This is a genomic window from Dyadobacter soli (genome assembly GCF_900101885.1).
Taxonomy (GTDB): Bacteria; Bacteroidota; Bacteroidia; order Cytophagales; family Spirosomataceae; genus Dyadobacter; species Dyadobacter soli.
This window is the reverse complement of record NZ_FNAN01000028.1, coordinates 65,431-84,536: the sequence shown is the minus strand read 5'-3', so window position 1 is coordinate 84,536 and position 19,106 is coordinate 65,431. Positions and strand designations below refer to the sequence as shown.

Annotated in this window: 16 protein-coding genes and 1 riboswitch; of the genes, 12 read left to right on the top strand and 4 right to left on the bottom strand. The window is 50.1% G+C overall.

Going from position 1 to position 19,106, the window contains the following annotated elements:
- Positions 1–25: 25 nt before the first annotated feature.
- The 3 genes from BLQ88_RS33365 to BLQ88_RS33355 form a co-directional block, all read right to left on the bottom strand.
- A complete protein-coding gene (locus tag BLQ88_RS33365) occupies positions 26–2,473 on the bottom strand; it encodes a TonB-dependent receptor (protein ID WP_090157364.1) in 2,448 nt (815 codons plus the stop codon).
- Between the two features lie 70 nt (positions 2,474–2,543).
- Positions 2,544–2,638, bottom strand: a riboswitch (TPP riboswitch).
- Positions 2,639–2,682: 44 nt separating this feature from the next.
- Positions 2,683–2,985: a type II toxin-antitoxin system RelE/ParE family toxin gene (locus tag BLQ88_RS37640; protein ID WP_090157363.1), complete on the bottom strand. Its 303-nt coding sequence runs from the start codon at positions 2,983–2,985 to the stop codon at positions 2,683–2,685.
- A 2-nt stretch (positions 2,986–2,987) separates the two neighbouring features.
- On the bottom strand, positions 2,988–3,254 hold the full coding sequence (locus BLQ88_RS33355) for an addiction module protein (RefSeq protein ID WP_090157362.1): 267 nt from the start codon (positions 3,252–3,254) through the stop codon (positions 2,988–2,990).
- A 113-nt stretch (positions 3,255–3,367) separates the two neighbouring features.
- On the opposite strand from BLQ88_RS33355, the gene rocD reads away from it, so the two are divergent.
- From rocD to BLQ88_RS33310, 9 genes are all read left to right on the top strand, one after another.
- On the top strand, positions 3,368–4,630 hold the full coding sequence (gene rocD / locus BLQ88_RS33350) for an ornithine--oxo-acid transaminase (protein WP_090157361.1): 1,263 nt from the start codon (positions 3,368–3,370) through the stop codon (positions 4,628–4,630).
- Positions 4,627–6,018: a S41 family peptidase gene (locus BLQ88_RS33345; protein WP_090157360.1), complete on the top strand. Its 1,392-nt coding sequence runs from the start codon at positions 4,627–4,629 to the stop codon at positions 6,016–6,018. The genes rocD and BLQ88_RS33345 overlap by 4 nt, the downstream gene beginning before the upstream one ends.
- Before the next feature lie 111 nt (positions 6,019–6,129).
- Positions 6,130–7,644, top strand: coding sequence for a GH3 auxin-responsive promoter family protein (locus BLQ88_RS33340; RefSeq protein ID WP_090157359.1), 1,515 nt, complete (start codon positions 6,130–6,132; stop codon positions 7,642–7,644).
- A gap of 215 nt (positions 7,645–7,859) precedes the next feature.
- Complete coding sequence (locus BLQ88_RS33335; RefSeq protein WP_090157358.1) at positions 7,860–10,958, top strand: AAA family ATPase; 3,099 nt, start codon at positions 7,860–7,862, stop codon at positions 10,956–10,958.
- Between the two features lie 46 nt (positions 10,959–11,004).
- Positions 11,005–12,204 (top strand): hypothetical protein, encoded by a 1,200-nt coding sequence (locus BLQ88_RS33330; protein ID WP_090157357.1) that lies wholly within the window; start codon positions 11,005–11,007, stop codon positions 12,202–12,204.
- A gap of 266 nt (positions 12,205–12,470) precedes the next feature.
- Positions 12,471–12,866 carry a sugar 3,4-ketoisomerase gene (locus BLQ88_RS33325; RefSeq protein WP_090157356.1) on the top strand — a complete coding sequence of 132 codons (396 nt, stop codon included), beginning with the start codon at positions 12,471–12,473 and terminating at the stop codon, positions 12,864–12,866.
- Complete coding sequence (locus BLQ88_RS33320; protein ID WP_090157355.1) at positions 12,863–13,957, top strand: DegT/DnrJ/EryC1/StrS family aminotransferase; 1,095 nt, start codon at positions 12,863–12,865, stop codon at positions 13,955–13,957. Before BLQ88_RS33325 ends, BLQ88_RS33320 begins: the two co-directional genes overlap by 4 nt.
- Entirely contained in the window at positions 13,954–14,874 is a 921-nt protein-coding gene (locus tag BLQ88_RS33315; RefSeq protein ID WP_090157354.1) for a glycosyltransferase family 2 protein, read from the top strand. Before BLQ88_RS33320 ends, BLQ88_RS33315 begins: the two co-directional genes overlap by 4 nt.
- Positions 14,871–15,638 carry a class I SAM-dependent methyltransferase gene (locus BLQ88_RS33310; RefSeq protein WP_090157353.1) on the top strand — a complete coding sequence of 256 codons (768 nt, stop codon included), beginning with the start codon at positions 14,871–14,873 and terminating at the stop codon, positions 15,636–15,638. The genes BLQ88_RS33315 and BLQ88_RS33310 overlap by 4 nt, the downstream gene beginning before the upstream one ends.
- Here BLQ88_RS33310 and BLQ88_RS33305 read toward each other — a convergent pair whose 3' ends face one another.
- Positions 15,639–16,517, bottom strand: a complete 879-nt coding sequence (locus BLQ88_RS33305) for a PIG-L family deacetylase (RefSeq protein ID WP_090157352.1) — start codon at positions 16,515–16,517, stop codon at positions 15,639–15,641.
- A 78-nt stretch (positions 16,518–16,595) separates the two neighbouring features.
- Here BLQ88_RS33305 and BLQ88_RS33300 point away from each other — a divergent pair, with 78 nt between their 5' ends.
- The 3 genes from BLQ88_RS33300 to BLQ88_RS33290 all read left to right on the top strand — a co-directional run bounded on the left by BLQ88_RS33300 (position 16,596) and on the right by BLQ88_RS33290 (position 19,105).
- Positions 16,596–17,390, top strand: coding sequence for an SDR family NAD(P)-dependent oxidoreductase (locus BLQ88_RS33300; protein WP_090157351.1), 795 nt, complete (start codon positions 16,596–16,598; stop codon positions 17,388–17,390).
- A gap of 86 nt (positions 17,391–17,476) precedes the next feature.
- Positions 17,477–18,055 carry a TetR/AcrR family transcriptional regulator gene (locus BLQ88_RS33295; protein ID WP_090157350.1) on the top strand — a complete coding sequence of 193 codons (579 nt, stop codon included), beginning with the start codon at positions 17,477–17,479 and terminating at the stop codon, positions 18,053–18,055.
- 48 nt (positions 18,056–18,103) lie between these two features.
- Positions 18,104–19,105, top strand: coding sequence for a quinone oxidoreductase family protein (locus BLQ88_RS33290; RefSeq protein ID WP_090157378.1), 1,002 nt, complete (start codon positions 18,104–18,106; stop codon positions 19,103–19,105).
- Position 19,106 lies beyond the last annotated feature (1 nt).

Here is a 19,106-nt window from a genome sequence, read left to right as displayed (position 1 = left end):
GCAAAGGTAGGGAGAAAGTGGTTAATCAAAACCTGAAATTCACCCCGATCAGAAAATTCCTCCCTGCCTGCGGAAAGTAGAAATTCTCCTGCGTCAATGCGCCGCCGGCAATATAACCGTAGGTATAACCATTCGATTCATACTTCTCGTCGAGCACATTATTCACCAGCAAATTGAATGCAATTTCATTGGCCCACGATGGCTTGATGGTCCAGGAAAGACGGATGTCATTGGTCAGGTATGCATCCAGTTTACGGGTTTCAGTTGAAGTATTGTCGAGATATTGCTTACCTACATATTTCGTCAGCAACGCGAGTTCCAGGTTTTTGCGCAAAGAGTAGGTGAACTGGCTTCCTGCAATGACATCCGGCGAGAAAGAAATATCCGACTTGCCGTGATCAACGGTTTGATAACCACCGTTATCATAGTCGACGATGTATTCCGTGAAGTTTTTGATTTTGTTCTGGCTGAACGTTGCATTCGCATTCCATTTCAAATGGTTATTGAAAACCACAGCGCCTTCCAGTTCGATACCGGTTCGGTAGCTTTTCGGGACATTCACGCGTACGGAGCCGCCTACATCATTGATCTGGCCGGTGAGGACGAGCTGGTTTTTATAACTCATTAAATAGTAATTCGCCGCGAATGCCCATTTGCCTTGCTGTGTGCGGAAACCGGCTTCCACATTTTGCAAACGCTCGCTTTTGGGGAAAAGGTTGGCGGTGGAATTCGTGAAATCATCGCGGTTAGGTTCGCGGTTTCCTACGCTGTAAGATGCGTAAACGGAGCTTTGTTCTGCCAATTGGTAAGTAAGTCCGGCCTTTGGATTAAAGAATGAGTACGACTGATCAAATGCGAGGTTCACCAGGTCATTATCCGTCCCGTGAATGGCGTGGCTTACGCGGCGGTATTGCAGGTCGGCGAAAGCGGTTAGCTGATCGGTGAATGCGTAGTAAAGTTTTCCATAGAGATTGAAATCCTTCTTTTTACCCGTACTGAAATAATATTGATGCTCATTCTCGATATTCCCGGCATTACGCGCCCAGATGATCTGGCCGTAATGGTCGCCGTCGTACTGGTTCCAGCCGCCGCCGAAACTGGCAGTCAGCTTTTTGAAACTGTTATAATCGAACGAAAATGTGCTTCCGTAAAAGTAATTGTCGAGCCAGCGGCGACGGATGAAGTCAGTGCTGGTGAGCGTGTCTTTCCCTGCGATTAAATTCGGTAAATTATAATTACTGTAAGAATCGTCGGCGCGGTATTGTTCATAATAACCCAATCCGCGAACGAGGAATGCATTCAGGTTGAATGTCAGTTTATTACTCAGGTTATGAGAAGAAACGATCTGGTAATGGTCCTGGCGGTAGTTGTCGACCTCGTTTTTGTAAGTATAGGAATTATAAGTCCGGTTATCGGAATTGAGAAGGTTTGCCGCATCTTTTTCTCCTAAACCATTTCTATCGATATAAGCCAGAATCCCTTCGCGATCGCCGCGTAGTTTAGCCTCCGGCACACCGTTCCACGACTGGTAAGTACGTTCTTTACCTGAGAACACATTCACCCGTACAAAGCTTTTCTTACCAAAATAGCCGCCCGATAAGTAGTAGGAGTGCAATTCCGAGGACGCGCGGTCCACAAAACCATCCGAAGAAACGCGCGAAAGCCGTGCGTCGAATGTAAACTTATCCTTGATCAACCCTGAGCCGACTTTCAATGTATTTTTAAATGTGTTGAAAGAGCCATACGAGTTATTCAGCTCAGCATAAGCCGTTTCGCGGAATGCATTGGTATTGATATTCACCGATGCGCCGAATGCACCCGCGCCATTGGTGGAAGTCCCCACGCCGCGCTGGATTTGGATGCTGCTCACAGATGAGGCGAAATCCGGCATATTCACCCAGAAAACGCCCTGGCTTTCAGCGTCATTGTAGGGTATGCCATTGACGGTTACATTAATACGCGTCGCGTCGGAGCCTCGTATGCGTATGCCCGTGTAGCCCACGCCCCCGCCCGCGTCGCTCGTGCTTACGAGGGAGGGCGAGAAGTTGAGGAGCACCGGCAGGTCCTGGCCCATATTCTGCTTGTCGATCTGTGCCGCGGTGACGTTGGTGTAAGCCATACCCGTTTTGTCATTCACGCGGGTGGCATTGATGATCACTTCATCGGCCTGGTAAGTACTTTTATTAAGTTTGATTTCCAGTTGGTTCGATGCGCCGAGGGCTACTTTTGACGTCTGATAGCCGATGTAGGAAATGTCGAGGGCTTCGATATTTTCGGAGATATTTTTCAGCACAAAATTACCGTCTTTGTCGGTACTCGTGCCGCGGATTTCGCCGGCCTTGATGGTGGCTCCGGGCAGTGGTTTGCCGTCTTCGGCATCGGTAACCCGGCCGGAAACGCTTTTTTGTGCAAAAGAGAGGAGTGAGGTGGTGCTGAGCAGCAATGCCAGCAGATAGGTAGTAATTTTTCGCATTGCGATCAATAATTACAACAGGCAGGGGCCACCTATCAGAAAGTTCGATAAAATGTTAACAGAAAACAGCCGGTCCCGGCTTTCTCTCCCTACGCCGGCATTACCCGGATCAGGTTAAATGGGTATGATCTCAGCCCGTTCGGTAGGGCACCCCTTGAGATTATGATGCAAAATTAATGGTTGAGGCGGGATGTTTCAAGCAAAAAGACTTATTGTTTGCGGCCCTGCACTTTCACAGGATCTCGACTTGTGTGCCAGACGCCAATTATGACAGCAATTTTTTGCCGCTTATTGATACGAAAATGAATCATGAAAGGGAAGCGCCAAACCAATGCCGTTCGTATTTTTTTGTAACGAACCGCGTATAGGTAAGGGTTTTCACTTATCAAAACTAGTTTACTTCTGATAGCGTGTGTGAATCGCTTGCCCAGGCCCGGTTGCTGCTCGTCATACCAACTTGCAGTGTCCCGAATGTCCTTCCTGGCACGACTCAGGAATACGGTTTTGTGCATTATTAATACAAGTCCTTTTCAATGTCTTTCAAAACTTCCTCAGAATCGAATACTTCTTCCAGTCCATTTTCATAGGCTTCGATTCTTTCATCTAACAATCGTTTATGCCATTCCGGCAATTCTCCGCTTCCGGTATTTCCCGACTTCGTGTTTAGAGCGTTCCATTCCGAGATAGGTATGAAAAGGCTTTTGATGAAGCCACTGCGCTCAGGTGAATATTGAAGTTTCATGGTTGCCAGTTTGATAATGTCGCGTATTGCTTTTAACAAAGATAACGAAAGTTGATCAAGCCTTTAAATCCCTTACGGCCCCGATTTTCTAACGGTTTTCTTTAATTTTACCTAACTTAATACCAGTATCGCCATTCAGATTTGATCAAAATATGCCAAACTATACAGACACAACCGACATATCCCCTTCCCAACACGCCATTGACCTCGAATACCGTTACGGCGCGCATAACTACAAACCGATGCCGGTAGTGATCCAGCGGGGCGAAGGAGTTTTTTTGTGGGATGTGGAGGGGAAGCAGTATTTCGATTTTCTTTCGGCATACAGCGCGGTGAGCCAGGGGCATTGCCATCCGCGGATCGTGAATGCGATGATCGAACAGGCGCAGAAGCTGACATTGACTTCCCGCGCATTCTACAACGATCGCCTCGGTGAATGCGAGAAATTTCTTTGCGATTACTTCGGGTACGATAAGGTGTTAATGATGAATTCCGGCGTCGAAGGTGGCGAAACGGCGCTGAAACTGACCCGGAAATGGGCGTATAAAGTAAAGGGTATCGAACCAGGGAAGGCGAAAACCGTATACGCGGCTGGTAATTTTTGGGGGCGGACGCTGGCAGCAATTTCTTCTTCGACAGATCCATCTTCCACCAATGACTACGGCCCGTTCCTGCCCGGCTACGAAATCATTCCTTACAATGACCTGGCCGCACTCGAAAATGTGCTGAAAAATGATCCCGATATCGCCGGTTTTATGGTGGAACCCATTCAAGGTGAGGCGGGTGTGGTGGTGCCGCACGAAGGTTACCTGCAAGGCGTGCGCGAGTTATGCACAAAGTATAATGTACTTTTCATCGCCGACGAAGTGCAAACGGGCATCGGTCGCACGGGTAAGCGCCTGGCGTGCGACTGGGAGGGCGTGAAACCGGACATCCTAGTTCTCGGGAAAGCATTGTCGGGTGGTACCATGCCGGTTTCGGCCGCATTCGCAGACGATGAGGTGATGCTGACGATCGCGCCGGGCGAGCACGGTTCTACCTATGGCGGTAACCCGCTGGCATGCGCCGTGACGATTGCGGCATTGCAGGTGGTACAGGACGAAAAACTCGCTGAAAACGCCGAAAAAATGGGCCAAGCCTTCCGCAGGAGAATGCAGGATCTTCAAAAACAATGTTCTCTGATCGAAAGCGTTAGAGGGAAGGGATTGCTCAATGCGATCGTGATCAACGACTCGGAGGATAGCAGCACGGCCATGGACCTTTGTTATAAAATGATGGAAAAAGGCCTGTTGTGCAAACCCACCCACGGCAACAAAATCCGATTTGCACCGCCATTGGTGATCACCGAGTCCCAAATGGACGACGCTTGCCGCATTATCGAAGAGGTATTTTTAGAAATGAATGGAAATCTATGAAACTGAGACTTTTCCTGCCCGTCATTTTATTAGCTGCATTTGTTCTTTCGTGTAAAGAGAAAAACGCGGATCCCAAAAACGACACTGAAACCAACCAGTGGATTTATACCAACATGAAATACTGGTATTACTGGACGGATCACATCACCGGCTCGCCCGATTACAACAAAACGCCAGGCGACTTTTTCAATTCGCTTTTGTACAAGTATGACGCAACGACGCGGCCCGACGGCGATCGCTTTTCGTGGATGCAGGAAAGCGCGAAGGAACTGGAAGCGTCGTTGGGAGGAGAATCCAAAACGAGCGGTATGGAGTACAAACTGGTGTATTTCCCGGCCAATACCAGCAACATCGTGGGTATTGTGCTGTATGTGATCCCCGGTTCGCCTGCTGCCAAGGCCGGCTTTGTACGCGGCGATGTTTTCAGCAGTGTAAACGGGCAGAAAATGACGGATTCGAACTATTCGAAACTGTTGAATACGGAAGACAAGACAACGTACACATTGGCCGATATCAAGGACGGCACATTGAAGGAAACTACCACTACCCGCGACGTGACGCCGATTGTATTGCAGGAGGACCCGGTATTCTTCGATTCGGTTTACACGATAGGAGCCAGCAAAATCGGCTATGTCGTTTACCATCAGTTTATTCCGGAGCCTTTTCAAGCCAACAACCAGGCGTACGACAAAAAGCTGGATGCGATTTTTGCAAAATTTAAAGCCAACAGTATCAATGCATTGGTACTCGATTTGCGCTACAATCCGGGAGGTTATGTAAGCTCGGCGACCAACCTGTCGAGCCTCATTGGCAAGGTTACGGCGAACGATATTTTTTATTACAAAGAATACAACAAGCAGGTGACCGAAACGAGCCTGAAAAAATACGGAGAATCCTATTTCTACGACAAGTTTGTAACCAAAAGCCAGAATGTGGGAAGCGATCTGAAAAACCTGGTGGTACTCGTGTCGTCGCGTACGGCGTCGGCGAGCGAACTGTTGATCAATGGATTGAAGCCGTTTATGAATGTGACATTGGTCGGAGGTAAAACTGTCGGAAAGAATGTGGGCTCGGTGACGATCAGCGACGAGAAGAATGGCATCAAAGTAGGCTTGCAGCCAATCGTTTCAAAATCATTGAATAAGGATAAAAAATCGGACTACCATGTTGGTTTTGAGCCGGATGTGAAAGCCAGCGAGGGCAATATCCTTTATCCCTACGGCGATCCGCGCGATCCTTTGCTGGGTGAGGCGCTGTTCCAGATCACGGGTACGCACGTAACGCGTCAGGGGCGCAATGCACGCGTGCTGGCGGAAGAAGCGAGCGCGGAACTGTCGTCGTCTATCAGCCGGAAGGCGGGCGGAAGCAATATGTTCTTCGACAGATAACCGCCGGTTGATAATTTTTTTTGAATGGTGCGAGAACAGCTTCCGACTGTTCTCGCACCATTTTTTATTGCTATTTTTACAGACTTGCGTATTTCTAACTAATTGACCTTTATGAAGCTGGTAAACGATATGACTGTCTGGTTTTTGAAGCGGCGCTTCGAACGGATCGAACAGTTTATGAAGTACCCCATTGAAACCCAGCAGCGTATATTTTCCGAATTGATCGAAACGGCCCGTTATACCGAATGGGGCAGCCGCTACAATTACGGGCAGATCAAATCGGTAAAGGAATTTCAGGAGCAGGTGCCCATTTCGGCTTACGAGCAGCTTTATCCTTACATCGAGCGCGTCCTCAAAGGCGAGCCGAATGTACTCTGGCCGTCGCAGATCGAATGGTTTTCCAAATCGTCGGGTACGACCAATGCGCGGAGTAAATTCCTGCCCGTTTCGCCCGAAGCGCTGGATGAATGCCATTACGAAGGCGGCAAGGATATGATGACGCTGCTCATCAACAACCGTCCGGATACCCGCGTTTTCGACGGGAAAGGGCTTTCGATCGGCGGGACTTTGCACGCTAATCCTTTTGACGATTACACCCAGATCGGCGACGTGTCGGCGGTAATCATGCAAAACCTGCCTTCCTGGGCGGAGTTTATGCGCACGCCGCCATTGGAAGTAGCATTGATGGACCACTGGGAAAGCAAGCTCGACAAAATGGCGTCCATCTGCTCACAGGAGAACGTGACGAGCATTCTCGGCGTGCCTACCTGGACAATCGTGCTGCTCGACCAGATACTCGAACGTACCGGCAAAAAGAATATGCTGGAAGTTTGGCCTGATTTCGAAGTTTTCGTGCACGGAGCAGTCTCATTCGAGCCCTACCGCGATTTGTTCATGACCAAATATTTCCCTTCCGATCAGGTACTGTACCTTGAAACTTACAGTGCTTCCGAAGGCTTTTTTGCGATCCAGGACGATATTAATCGGGTAGGAGAAATGCTGCTAATGCTCGATTATGGCATTTTTTATGAATTTATACCCATCGAAGAACTCGGCCAGGAGCATCCCAAAGCATTGCTGCTGGACGAAGTGGAAGTCGGGAAAAACTATGCGATGGTGATCTCGACCAATGCCGGACTCTGGCGCTACCTCATCGGCGATACCGTGAAATTTACTTCCACCTACCCGTTCCGCGTGAAGGTGAGCGGCCGCACGAAGCATTTCATCAATGCATTCGGCGAGGAAGTGATCGTCGAGAATGCCGACCACGCTATTAAAGTTGCCGCGCACCAGACGGATGCATTGGTGGCAAACTACACCGCGGGCCCCGTGTACATGGGCGACGGCTCGCGCGGCTGTCATGAATGGATCATCGAATTCACCAAGGAACCGGAAGATCGCGAAGCATTTATACAGGCGCTCGACGCGGCATTGCGCGAAGTCAATTCCGATTACGACGCCAAACGTTACAAAGACATGGCCCTCACGTGCCCACAGATACATTTCGCGCCCGCGGGTACCTTCTACGCCTGGATGGGCCGGAAGCACAAGCTCGGCGGCCAGAACAAAGTGCCGAGGCTCAGCAACACGCGGGAGTATCTGGACGATTTGCTCGCGGCGTTGTAGCGGCTGGCGCCGCTGACGACCGCCGACCGCCGACCGCGGACCGCCGATTTCGATTTCGGGAGCGTCTTTTAGAATGAATGATACCAAAACGTAAACATAGAAGTAATCGGCGGTCGGTGGTCGGCCGTCGGTGGTCAAATATTTAATCGGCGGTCAGTGGTCGGCGGTCGGCGGTCCAATTCCCGCGACGGTCTCCCCACATACCGCAACGCCGCATGATCCCCAAACGCTTAAAAATTAAAGGACTCTATTCTTACCAAACCGAGCAGGAAATTGATTTCGATCCATTGACGGACGCTTCGCTGTTCGGGATATTCGGGGCTGTGGGTAGCGGGAAGTCTTCCATTCTCGAAGCGATCACATTTGCATTGTACGGCGATACCGAGCGGCTCAACAAGTCGGGCGACGACCGTACTTATAATATGATGAACCTGCGGTCGGACGACTTGCTGATTGATTTTGAATGCATTGCTGGAAAAAACGGCGATCGGTACCGGTTCACGGTGCGGGGGAAGCGTAACAGCAAGAATTTCAAGGATGTCAAAACCTTTGAAAGAAAAGGCTACATCTGGCAGGAAAATGACTGGGTGCCACTGGCCGAAAACGAGTCGACCGAAAGCATTATCGGCCTTAGTTACGACAATTTCCGCCGGACGATCATCATACCGCAGGGGCGTTTTCAGGAGTTCATTGAACTGAAAGATGCCGAGCGCACGCGGATGATGAAAGAGCTTTTTCAGCTCGAAAAATATGATTTGAGCCGCAACGTAGGCTCGCTGAGTAACCGGAATAACCTCGCAATATCCAATGTGGACGGGCAGTTGCTCGGCCTGGGTGAAGTGACGCAGGAAATGCTTACCGAAGGCGAGCAGAGGTTGGAACAACTCCGGCTTCAAATTCAGCAGGTTTCCAATGAGCTGACCGTTCAGACGGAGCTGGAAGGCAACTTTCAAAAGCTCAAACTCGCCGGTGAAAAAATCCAGATGCTCCAAAACCGGCTCGCTGCGCTCAATGCCCAGCGCGCGGATATGCAGGAGCGCGAGGCAGTATTGAAGACATTCGAGACCTGCTCTTTGCATTTTAAATCCATTTTTGACCAAAAGAATAACCTGCTGACGGCCATCGCCCGCGACGAGCGCATTTCGGCGGCGAACGAGGCGAAACTGACTGAACTAACCGCATTGCTCGGGAAGGAGCAAGAGACATTGCAAATACTGAAACCGCGCTACGAAAAACGCGAGGAATTGCTGGCGACCGCCGAAGAGCTGGAAAAAGTGCTACGGATTATCGAGCATTCGCAGGCGGTTATCAAAAGGAACGAAGCATTGGCTCGCGGCGAGGAACAGTTGAAGGCGAAAGAAAACGCCATTGAAATACAAAAACAACAAAAACAGGAGCTCGAAGCAGCCAACGAGCAGCGCAAGGCAGGGCTGGGCGATGTGCTCGAAATGGGACTTGTGAAATCGTGGTTTACAACGGCCGACAGTCTTGCCGAAAACCGCCAAGCGATCAAAACGGAGGCGGAAGCGCTAGCGACGGAAATCAAGACGCTGCTGGAAGGTCTTGCGCAGCGATTGCAGGAAATTACCGGCGACTTCGGCATTCAGTTTGGTGATGAAATTTTGCTGGAAACCTTTCAAAAGGGCGTTACGAGTTATCTGGAAGCAAGTGAAGCTAACCGAAAGGAGCTGAACCGCCAGTTGCTGCACATTAACACGAAAGTTGCGCTGCATCAATATGCAGGTAACCTCGAAGACGGCGAGCCTTGTCCGCTCTGTGGTTCGCTGCATCATCCCGAAGTGCTGACGGCTGACGGCGCATTATCCGCGGAAGTAGCGGCGGTTGAGAAGCAATTACATGCATTGGATGAAAAAGAAAGGCTGCTTAGGCGCTTGCAATCGCCCATCGAGCGGATTTTCAATCAAATAGAAAACCTTGAAAAACAGAAAGGTTCGATCAAACAACGCTACACCGAGGCACAGGGCAGGTTAAAAGTTCATGATGACGCGTTCATCTGGCCTGCATTCAGCAAAACCGACCGGGAGGATTTCGACAAACGGTTTGGCGAAAGCAGTCGCTTGCAAGCTGAAATCAAAGCCGGAGAAACTATTTTGAAAGGTTTGACCGCGCAGATTGAAAATGCATTGACTGAAAAATCCGAGAAGATCGAGAAGCCGCTGCAAGTGCTGAGAGATGAGATTCTTAGGTTTGAAAATACGGTACAGACGCTTTCGGAGCAGCTTTCGCGGGTTACACTGGCAGATTTTGAAAGCACCGACAAAGCCGATATTTCGGAAAAGATCAATGCATTAAAGGCCGATTACCAGCAGCTTTCCACTGCATTCGCGGAGGCTGAAAAGCAGGTGGATGTTCTTGAAAAAGAGCGGAATACGCTTTCGGGAAGTCAGGCTACCTTATTGACCGCATTGCAGGGAAACCGGAGCGAGCTGGCAGGTTTGCAAACAAAAATTGAGGATCAGCTGGCTGCCTACGCATTCGAATCGGAAGCGCTGGTGGTGGAGATACTGCAAAAGCCGATCAATATTGGAACCGAACGGCAGGCGATCGACGAGTTCAAAATGGCCCTCGAAACAACGGGTATCGAGCTTAAAAACCTACTCGAAGAGCATGCAGGCGAGCAATATGATGCCGAACGCCACGAGGCAGTTTTGGTATTGAAAAACACTTTGACCGAAAACCTGAACGCACAGCGGAAAGAAGAAGGAAATATTGGTGGACGCCTGAAACAAATGGCCGAAGATCTTGCTAAAAAAGCCACGCTGCTGTCTGAAAAAGCGCGCTTGCAGCTCAGAAAGGAGCATTTGGACGACCTCGCCAAGCTGTTCCGGTCGAGCGGGTTTGTGGATTATGCTTCGAGTATTTACCTCCAAAACCTGATCCAGGCCGCTAATCACCGTTTCCACCAGATGACCCACCAGCAGCTACATCTCGAATTGGGTGAGGGCAACAGCTTCTGGGTGAGGGATTTGCTCAATGGCGGACATATGCGGCTGCTCAAAACACTCTCGGGCGGGCAGAAATTTCAGGCGGCATTGTCGCTCGCGCTCGCGCTGGCGGACCACATACACGTGCGCAACGAGTCGAAACACAACTTTTTCTTCCTCGACGAAGGCTTCGGTTCACTCGATAAAAATGCATTACAAACGGTGTTTGAAACGTTAAAATCATTGAGAAAGGAGAACCGGATCGTGGGGATTATCAGTCACGTAGAAGATTTGCAGCAGGAGATACAGACGTACCTGCGCATTACCGAGAGCGAAGAAGGCAGCCGGATTGTGCCGAGCTGGAAATGATCACACATTAACATGTATATTTGGGCCTGTTTGGCCATGCCGTCCTATGCTTTTGGAAAACTTTTACGGGTCGTCGCTACTTTGGATCGAGGCGCAATTATCGGGGAAGAACTGGTTGTGGAAGCTTACTTTTTTTGCTGTCGCACTGTCGCTTTTCCTTGCGTTTCCGCCCTATTCACTGCTGCTTAACCATCTGAAAAACAATGGTGTGAGCCTCGACGCCTGGGTTTTTATCCAGAACCAGGCCCAGGATATCCTGCATCCGAAAGACATGGATTACGATGTCCGCCGGGAGAATATGATTTTCCGCTGGACGCTGCCGCTGCTTTCCTTCCTGACCGGCCATAATGTGCTGCTCATCCTGATCATCCAGGCCGTACTCGGCGTACTGTTTCTATACAAAATGGCGGGTTACATCTATTCCATATCAGGTGATAAGGTCATTACCGCGCTGTTTGTGACGGCTATTGCCAACATTTTCGTGAGCGTATGGGCGTTCGCGGATGTGCACGGGTATGGCGATGAATTTGCCTTTTTCTTCCTGCTGCTCGCATTATTGAGCAAAAATCCGCTCGTTATATTCCTCTCGCTTCAAATCGCGTTCTTCACCGATGAGCGTGCCGTGGTGGCAGGAGGCTATCTGTTGCTCTGGTGGATGGGCACCAAAGCTTACCGAAACAACGATTTTGGCGTCCCGGGTTTGCTGAAATCGGCATTTACGGGTGAAAGCCTGGTGGTATGGATCGCGTGGGCCATTTACTTCACCATCCGCGAATATGTGCAGACTACCTATTTCCCCCACCATTCCTATTCCACAATCGGTACGCCGGTGTTGCTGGCTAATGCGCACCGCAACGGGCTGGGAAGCAGCATATGGGGCGCATTTGAAGGAACCTGGCTGCTTTTGATCGCGGCTTTTGCCGTGCTGTGTCTCACGAAGCGGTATTGGCTCCTGCTTGCGCTGATGGCGGGCTTCGCGGTGCTGGTAGCAACCGGAATTTACGTCCACGACATCGACAGGGCACTTTCCTATGGCTTTCCATTCATTTTACTGGCTGCCTTTATATTAATCGAAACCTCATCCACATCCACCGTGCGGCTCATCCTGTTGTTCACGATGATCGTCTGCGTCGCTCATCCGCAGGTATTTTATATGGGTTATAACAAAATACTCTGGCTGGAACCGCTGCCCATCAAACTGTTCATGATGCTCGACCACCGCCTGCAATGGGGACTATTTAGTTAGGGCCGCCCGGGTAGGGGCGCCGCCCATTATTTTCGTCCTCTCCCAACCAATGCCTGGCAACAATGGTCAACCGAAAGTGGCATCACTTCGGGCATGATGCGTTAAATGATCATTAAGCCTTGCCTGAGAGTAATCGATTTTTTTATGTGAAAGGTATTTTTGTATTTTAAAGGAAAAATATCTGACATTTACTAAACGGTTACTTTTGAAGCAGATCGCGTACGTGAAAGAGTTTAGCCACACCCTAACAACTTAGAAATTGCCTTATGCCGCTTTTAGTACAGCTGGATACATTTAACACCGGATCTGGTAACCTCACAGTCTTTGAAAAAATAATCCCCGGTACGATCAAACGGGTGTTCTACATTTATGGCGCGAGCGAGACACAGCGGGGTGGCCACAGGCATCACAAAACGTGGAATGCATTGGTTTGTATTCACGGGAGCTGTCGTATATACTCCAACGATGGCGAGAAAGAGGAGATTTTCATCCTCGATAACCCTGTTTCCTGCCTGATCCTGGAACCCAAGGACTGGCACATCATGGATTCATTTTCGGACGACGCTATCCTTTTGGTATTGTCCAATGAATATTATGACAAAGCCGACTACATCGACGAACCTTATCCGCTCAACCAGCTGATCCAGACAGTATCTCAATGATCCCATTTCTGGATTTAAATCAGGTAAATGCCCCTTATCTGCAAGCGATCGAAGAAGCGTCCCTCCGGGTGATACGGTCGGGATGGTACATTCTGGGCAACGAATTAAAAACATTTGAAAAGGCATTCGCGGCCTATTGCGAAGCGGAGCATTGCGTAGGAACGGCCAATGGCCTCGACGCGATCACGCTGATATTGCTGGCGATGGACCTGCCGAAAGACAGCGAGATCATCGTTCCGGCCAATACGTACATCGCGTCGGTACTGCCGGTGAGCTACCTGCATTTGACACCGGTTTTCGTGGAACCCGACCCGCACACGATGCTGATCGACCCGGCGCGGATCGAACAGGTCATTACACCGCGGACGAAAGCCATTGTCACCGTCGATCTTTACGGAAGGAGCTGTGAAATCGCGGAGATCCTCGGTATCGCCAAAAAGCACGGCTTGAAAGTGATCACCGACGCCGCGCAGGCGCACGGGGCTACGCATGCCGGCAGGAAAGTAGGCGCGTGGGCGGACGCGACGGCATTCAGTTTTTATCCTACCAAAAACCTCGGTGCGCTCGGCGACGCCGGGGCCATTACTACCAATGATGCCGCATTGGCCGAAAAGATCCGATACCTGCGGAATTACGGCTCGGTAATCCGGTACCAGAACGAGTACCAGGGCGTAAACAGCCGCCTGGACGAAATGCAGGCTGCCATACTCAGCGTGAAGCTGCCTTACCTCGATCCTGAAAACACCCGCCGCCGCGAAATCGCCGGCCGGTATTTGCGGGAATTGAAATGCAAAGATCTCACATTGCCGCCGGGCGACCGTATTTCGGAAGACGCCTGGCACCTTTTTGTAGTGCGTCATCCGCGTCGCGCGGAATTTGTCGCATTCCTGGAAGCGCAAGGCGTCCAGACGAACGTGCATTATCCGCAGCCGATTCATAAACAATTGGCCTACAAAGAATTTAAAGATTTACATTTGCCCATCACAGAACAGATCCACCGGGAGGTGGTCAGTTTGCCGCTCAACCCGGTTCTGACGGACGACGAAGTGGCTCATATCATTCAAACCGTCAATCAATTCGATCTTCAATGAAGCTATCGGTCATCATTCCGGTTTACAACAGCGAAAAGACCATCCGGCCGCTGATCGAAAAGCTCCAAGCGACTTTATCAGAAATATCATTCGAGATCGTAATGGTGAACGACGGCAGCCGTGACCGTTCCGAGCAGGTTTGCCGCGAGTTGTCGGACGCTTATGCCAATGTGCGGTTCATATCGCTGCGGCGGAATTATGGCGAGTTCAATGCGGTGATGTGTGGCCTCAACTGGGCTTACGGCAACTATTGTGTGATGATCGACGACGATTTTCAGAACCCGCCGGAAGAGATATTAAAGCTCGTGGAAACTGCCGAAACGGGGGATTATGACGTCGTTTACACCTATTACGCCAAAAAACAGCATTCCGTAGGCCGCAACATGGGCAGCCGGTTTGTGAACTGGCTCACAAGTTATCTTTTGAATAAACCGAAAGACCTGTATTTGTCGAGCTTCAAGCTGATCAGGCAGGAGGTAGTACAGGAAATCATTAAATACCACGGGCCTTATCCCTACATCGACGGGCTGATTTTCAGGATGACGCGGAATATCGGGACAGTACAGGTAGCGCACGAGAAGCGGGAAGAAGGAGCCTCCAATTACACTTTGCACAAGCTTTTATCGCTATTTCTGAACATCCTTTTCTGCTATTCATCCCTGCCGATCCGCTTTTTCGTCCCGATCGGCGTCGGCTTATTCAGCTTAGGATTTTTCCTTTTGATATTCCTCACAATCCAGTGGCTCATCGGTCCCGACCCGAAAGGCTGGCAGGTGGTAACGGCTACCATTCTTTTCATTGGCGGTATTCAATGCATGCTGCTGAGTGTTTTGGGGGAATATATCGGCAAGAGTTTCATGGCGCAAAGCGGGCAGCCGCAATATGTGATCAAATATAACAGCTCCGAACACGTATGATCGATAACCGGCTCGAATACCAGCGTATGTACGAAACGGAGCGTAAACTGTGGTGGTACCAGATACTCCACGGCAAAGTTTTGAGCCAGGTCCGCAAGCATTTTCGTGCGATGGACCCCGATCTGAAAATCCTCGACGCGGCCTGCGGTACGGGTGGGTTATTGTCGTTTTTAAAGGAAAATGGTTATTCCAACCTTCGGGGCTTCGATTATTCACAGCACGCCATAGACTTCTCGAAGGAGCGTGGCCTGAATGTCGTTTTCGGCGACCTCCGGAATGTGGACGCATTCGAGCCGGGCGAGACTTTCGACATTATTACCTGCAATGACGCGCTCTATTTCCTGACCGACGAGGAAATCGTCCGCGCATTGACCGCATTCAAAAACCGCCTGAATCGCAACGGGTTGATTATCATCAATATCCATGCTTTCGAAGCATTCTCCGGCACACACGACCTCGCGGTAGGCAGCTCGCGGCGTTTCAAACTGGAACAATTTCAGGCATTCGGCAAAGCCGCCGGGCTGCGGATCGGGTACACTACTTACTGGCCATTTGCCCTCTCGCTGCCGATTTTGCTCGTCCGCCAATGGCAGAATTACCAGATCCGGAAGAAAAAGATCAATGTCGATCACCTCGATTCGGATGTCGAATACCCCGGCGATGCGGTAAATGCGGTTTTAAAAACCATTACCAAAGCCGAATCCGCCATTCTCGGCAAGGCTCCATTCGGCAGCTCGCTCTTCATGACATTCCAGCCAGTCTGATCACTTTTTCGAATATCCCGACGCATTTACAGCCTCGAAAAGCGCTTTGGTTTTGGCAATACCATCTGCGCCGTTCAGCGCAAAGTACCAGAACACTTCCAGGTCGCCGCGGTGCATGGCCTGGTTCATATCGCCGCTTTGTGACTTGTGGGCAGCCTTCACCCAGTCGGCGACGATCATATAGCTGTGCTTGTTATCCTCCCCGAAGCTATGGGAGCGATCGAACTCGAAAACCGGGGCGGCTTTGAGAATATCGGTTTCGGGATAGCCGGCAAGGCCTGCAAATTGAAATGTATAACCCTTATTCTGCGACTGGCCGCCCAGTACCATCGGTTTTTTCGGGCCTTTGTAACGCTGCACGGCTCTTATCGCGCTGATGGATGCTGTTTTATGGTGCGCATGCTGGCCTTCGTGGGGAATGAGGCAGAATACAAAATCATATTTGCCATTGGCCAGTATGGCGTCCAGTTTCCTTTCCACGTAAGCAATATCCCAGTTTTTGCCTTGCAAATAAGGTTTCTCGTCGCGGTTATAATAGTCATCGAGTTGGTCTAAAAAGAAAAAATTCCCGATACCCATTACCTCGCCGGAAGCCATGAGTTCTTTTTTGCGGATTAATGGCAAATGCTTTCTGCCGATTGCGGAATCTACGAGGTTCAGTCCGTAATAGCTTGATGCCACGAGGCCATTGTACCCGCCTGATGCGTCGGTGATCAATGCGAGGTCGGCGGAGCCTTTCAATTCCCGGGTAATTTTAAAAACAGTCACCGGAAACATGGTTTCGTCATCCGGATGCGCGGTAACGATCAAAACGCGGGGGCCCTGCGCCGACAGGTACAACGGAAGCAGTAATAGTAACAAAAGATAAATGTTTCTCATGCGATCATTTTGTTAGGTGAAGTGTTATAAAATTATCGATTGTTCAAATATTCATCACGCTCTTATTATCAAAGTTTTATGGATTTGAAACTCAGAGGGAAAACTGCATTCATCAGTGGTTCCACACAGGGTATCGGCTTCGCCATCGCGCAAAGCCTTTTGAAAGAAGGTGCCAATGTGATCATCAACGGCCGCTCGGAAAACAAGGTAGCGGAAGCCGTTCAAAAATTGAAGGAATCTTCTCCATCGGGTAATGCAAGCGGTTTTGCAGCCGATTTTTCCAAAGTGGAAGAAGTAAATGCATTGCTGGAACAGTTGCCGGATATCGATATACTCATCAACAATGCGGGAATCTTCGAACCGAAGCAGTTTACCGACATTTCGGACGAGGAATGGTTCCGGTTTTTTGAAGTGAATGTGTTGAGCGGAGTCCGTCTGTCAAGACATTTCTTTCCTAAAATGCTTGCAAAGGATTGGGGTAGGATCATCTTCATTTCCAGCGAATCGGGCGTGAATATTCCCGAAGAAATGATTCATTACGGCACTACCAAAACCGCACAGCTGGCTGTGAGCCGCGGTTTGGCGGAGCTGACCAAGGGCACGAATGTAACTGTAAACACGGTAATGCCCGGCCCGACGAAATCGGAAGGCGTGGCTGATTTTGTGAAACAGCTCGGCGAGGCCAACAATATGTCTGCCGAACAGGCTGAAAAGGATTTCTTCAAAAATGCACGGCCTACGTCGCTTTTGCAACGTTTTGCGTCCGTGGAGGAGATTGCCAACCTGGTAACCTACGTGGCGAGCCCGCTTTCGTCGGGTACCAATGGCTCGGCGCTGAAAGTGGATGGTGGCGTAGCGAAGTTCATTATCTGACATTCGTTTATGTCACTGTTTTAAGTGTTGGTGATAATATCTTTCCAATTCTGGAACGTTCGTTCTGAAATAATTGTCTGATAGTCATGGCACGCAACAAAGCATTCGAACCGGAAGAACGGCTGGAAAAGGCGAAATGCCTTTTCTGGCAAAAAGGCTACAACGCCACTTCCATGCAGGACCTCGTTGAAACGATGGGACTCAACCGGGGTAGTATTTACGACACTTACGGTGATAAGCACACTTTATTTCTACAATGCCTTCGCAGTTACACCGAGGGCATGTTCGAAGATTACCGTAAGGTAGCCGAAGAGACGAAGTCGCCCATGAAGGCGATTGAAAAGATCATCAAAAAGGCTGCGGCAAGGACGGTGGAAGAGGAAAGGACCTGCCTGGGAGTGAAATCGACGTTCGAGCTGGGTTCCGTGGACGGAGAAGTGCATGCTATTTTAAAGGAAAACACTAATAACCTGACGACGCTGCTGAAAGATTTGTTGAAAAAGGCCCAAAAGGCCGAAGAGATCAGCGGCAAAAGGGATCCGGGAATGCTCGCAAACTTTATCGTTTCGAATTTCACCGGTTTCTGGCAGACTTTCCTGGTTTACGGTGATGGCGAGCAGGTGGACCTGCAAGCCGAGTTTTTAATAAAATCTATCAAAAAATAATTTGTCCAATGATGGAACAAGCATTCCATAATGACAATGCTTACGGACATGTCAGGGTTAATTACAGAAATCGCAAATAAATCAGGTATAGTAAAACTCTACAAGCAAGGAGCGCCCTCGGTGCTAGGTTACGAAAGAGAAACCATTGCAGAACCGGGCCCCGGACAAGTGAGGGTGCGCCAGGAAGCCATCGGGCTGAATTTTGTAGACACTTATTACCGCGACGGCAAGTTTCCCGTCAAATCGTTTCCTTACACGCCGGGCGTGGAGGCGGCGGGTGTCATCGAGGCCGTAGGGCCGTGGGTGACGGAATTTAATGTCGGTGACCGCGTCGGTTACCACTTCATTCCCGGTGCATATGCGGAAAGCCGCGTCGTGTCCACCCAGCAATTGATCCACATTCCGGATGGAGTTACATCGGAAGATGCGGCGGCCATGCTGGTGAAAGGTTTTACAGCCCGAATGCTCGTGAAAGTGATCCATCCCATCCAGCCCGGCGACGTGGTGCTCGTGCATGCGGCCGCGGGAGGCGTGGGTACGCTCGTTACCAAATGGGCGAAGGCGCTGGGCGCGACGGTGATCGGTACGACGGGTTCGGAGGAAAAAAAGGAGGCCGTACTGGCCAACGGCGCCGATTACGTTTTCCTGGCGGAATGCCGCGAGTTTGTACATTCGGTATTGGAAATCACAGAAGGCCGCGGTGTGGACGTCGTTTTCGACGGCGTAGGGAAAGATACATTCAGCTATTCGCTGGACGTGATCCGGAAGGGCGGTAAAATAGTACTCTACGGTTCGTCATCCGGCCAGCCCGAGCATATCGATCACACATTGCTGCGCGAAAGATCGATCATAATGGCCACGCCCACACTCAGCGCATACATTGCCGACCGCGAAACGCTCGACGAATATGCCGTCGATACATTCGGTGCATTCAGCAGTGGAATATTCGGGGAATTGAGCATTACGCGCTACCCATTATCGAAAGCATACCAGGCGCAGGCCGATCTTGAAGCGCGGAGAACGATAGGTTCCGTAATTTTGGTGCCGTAAG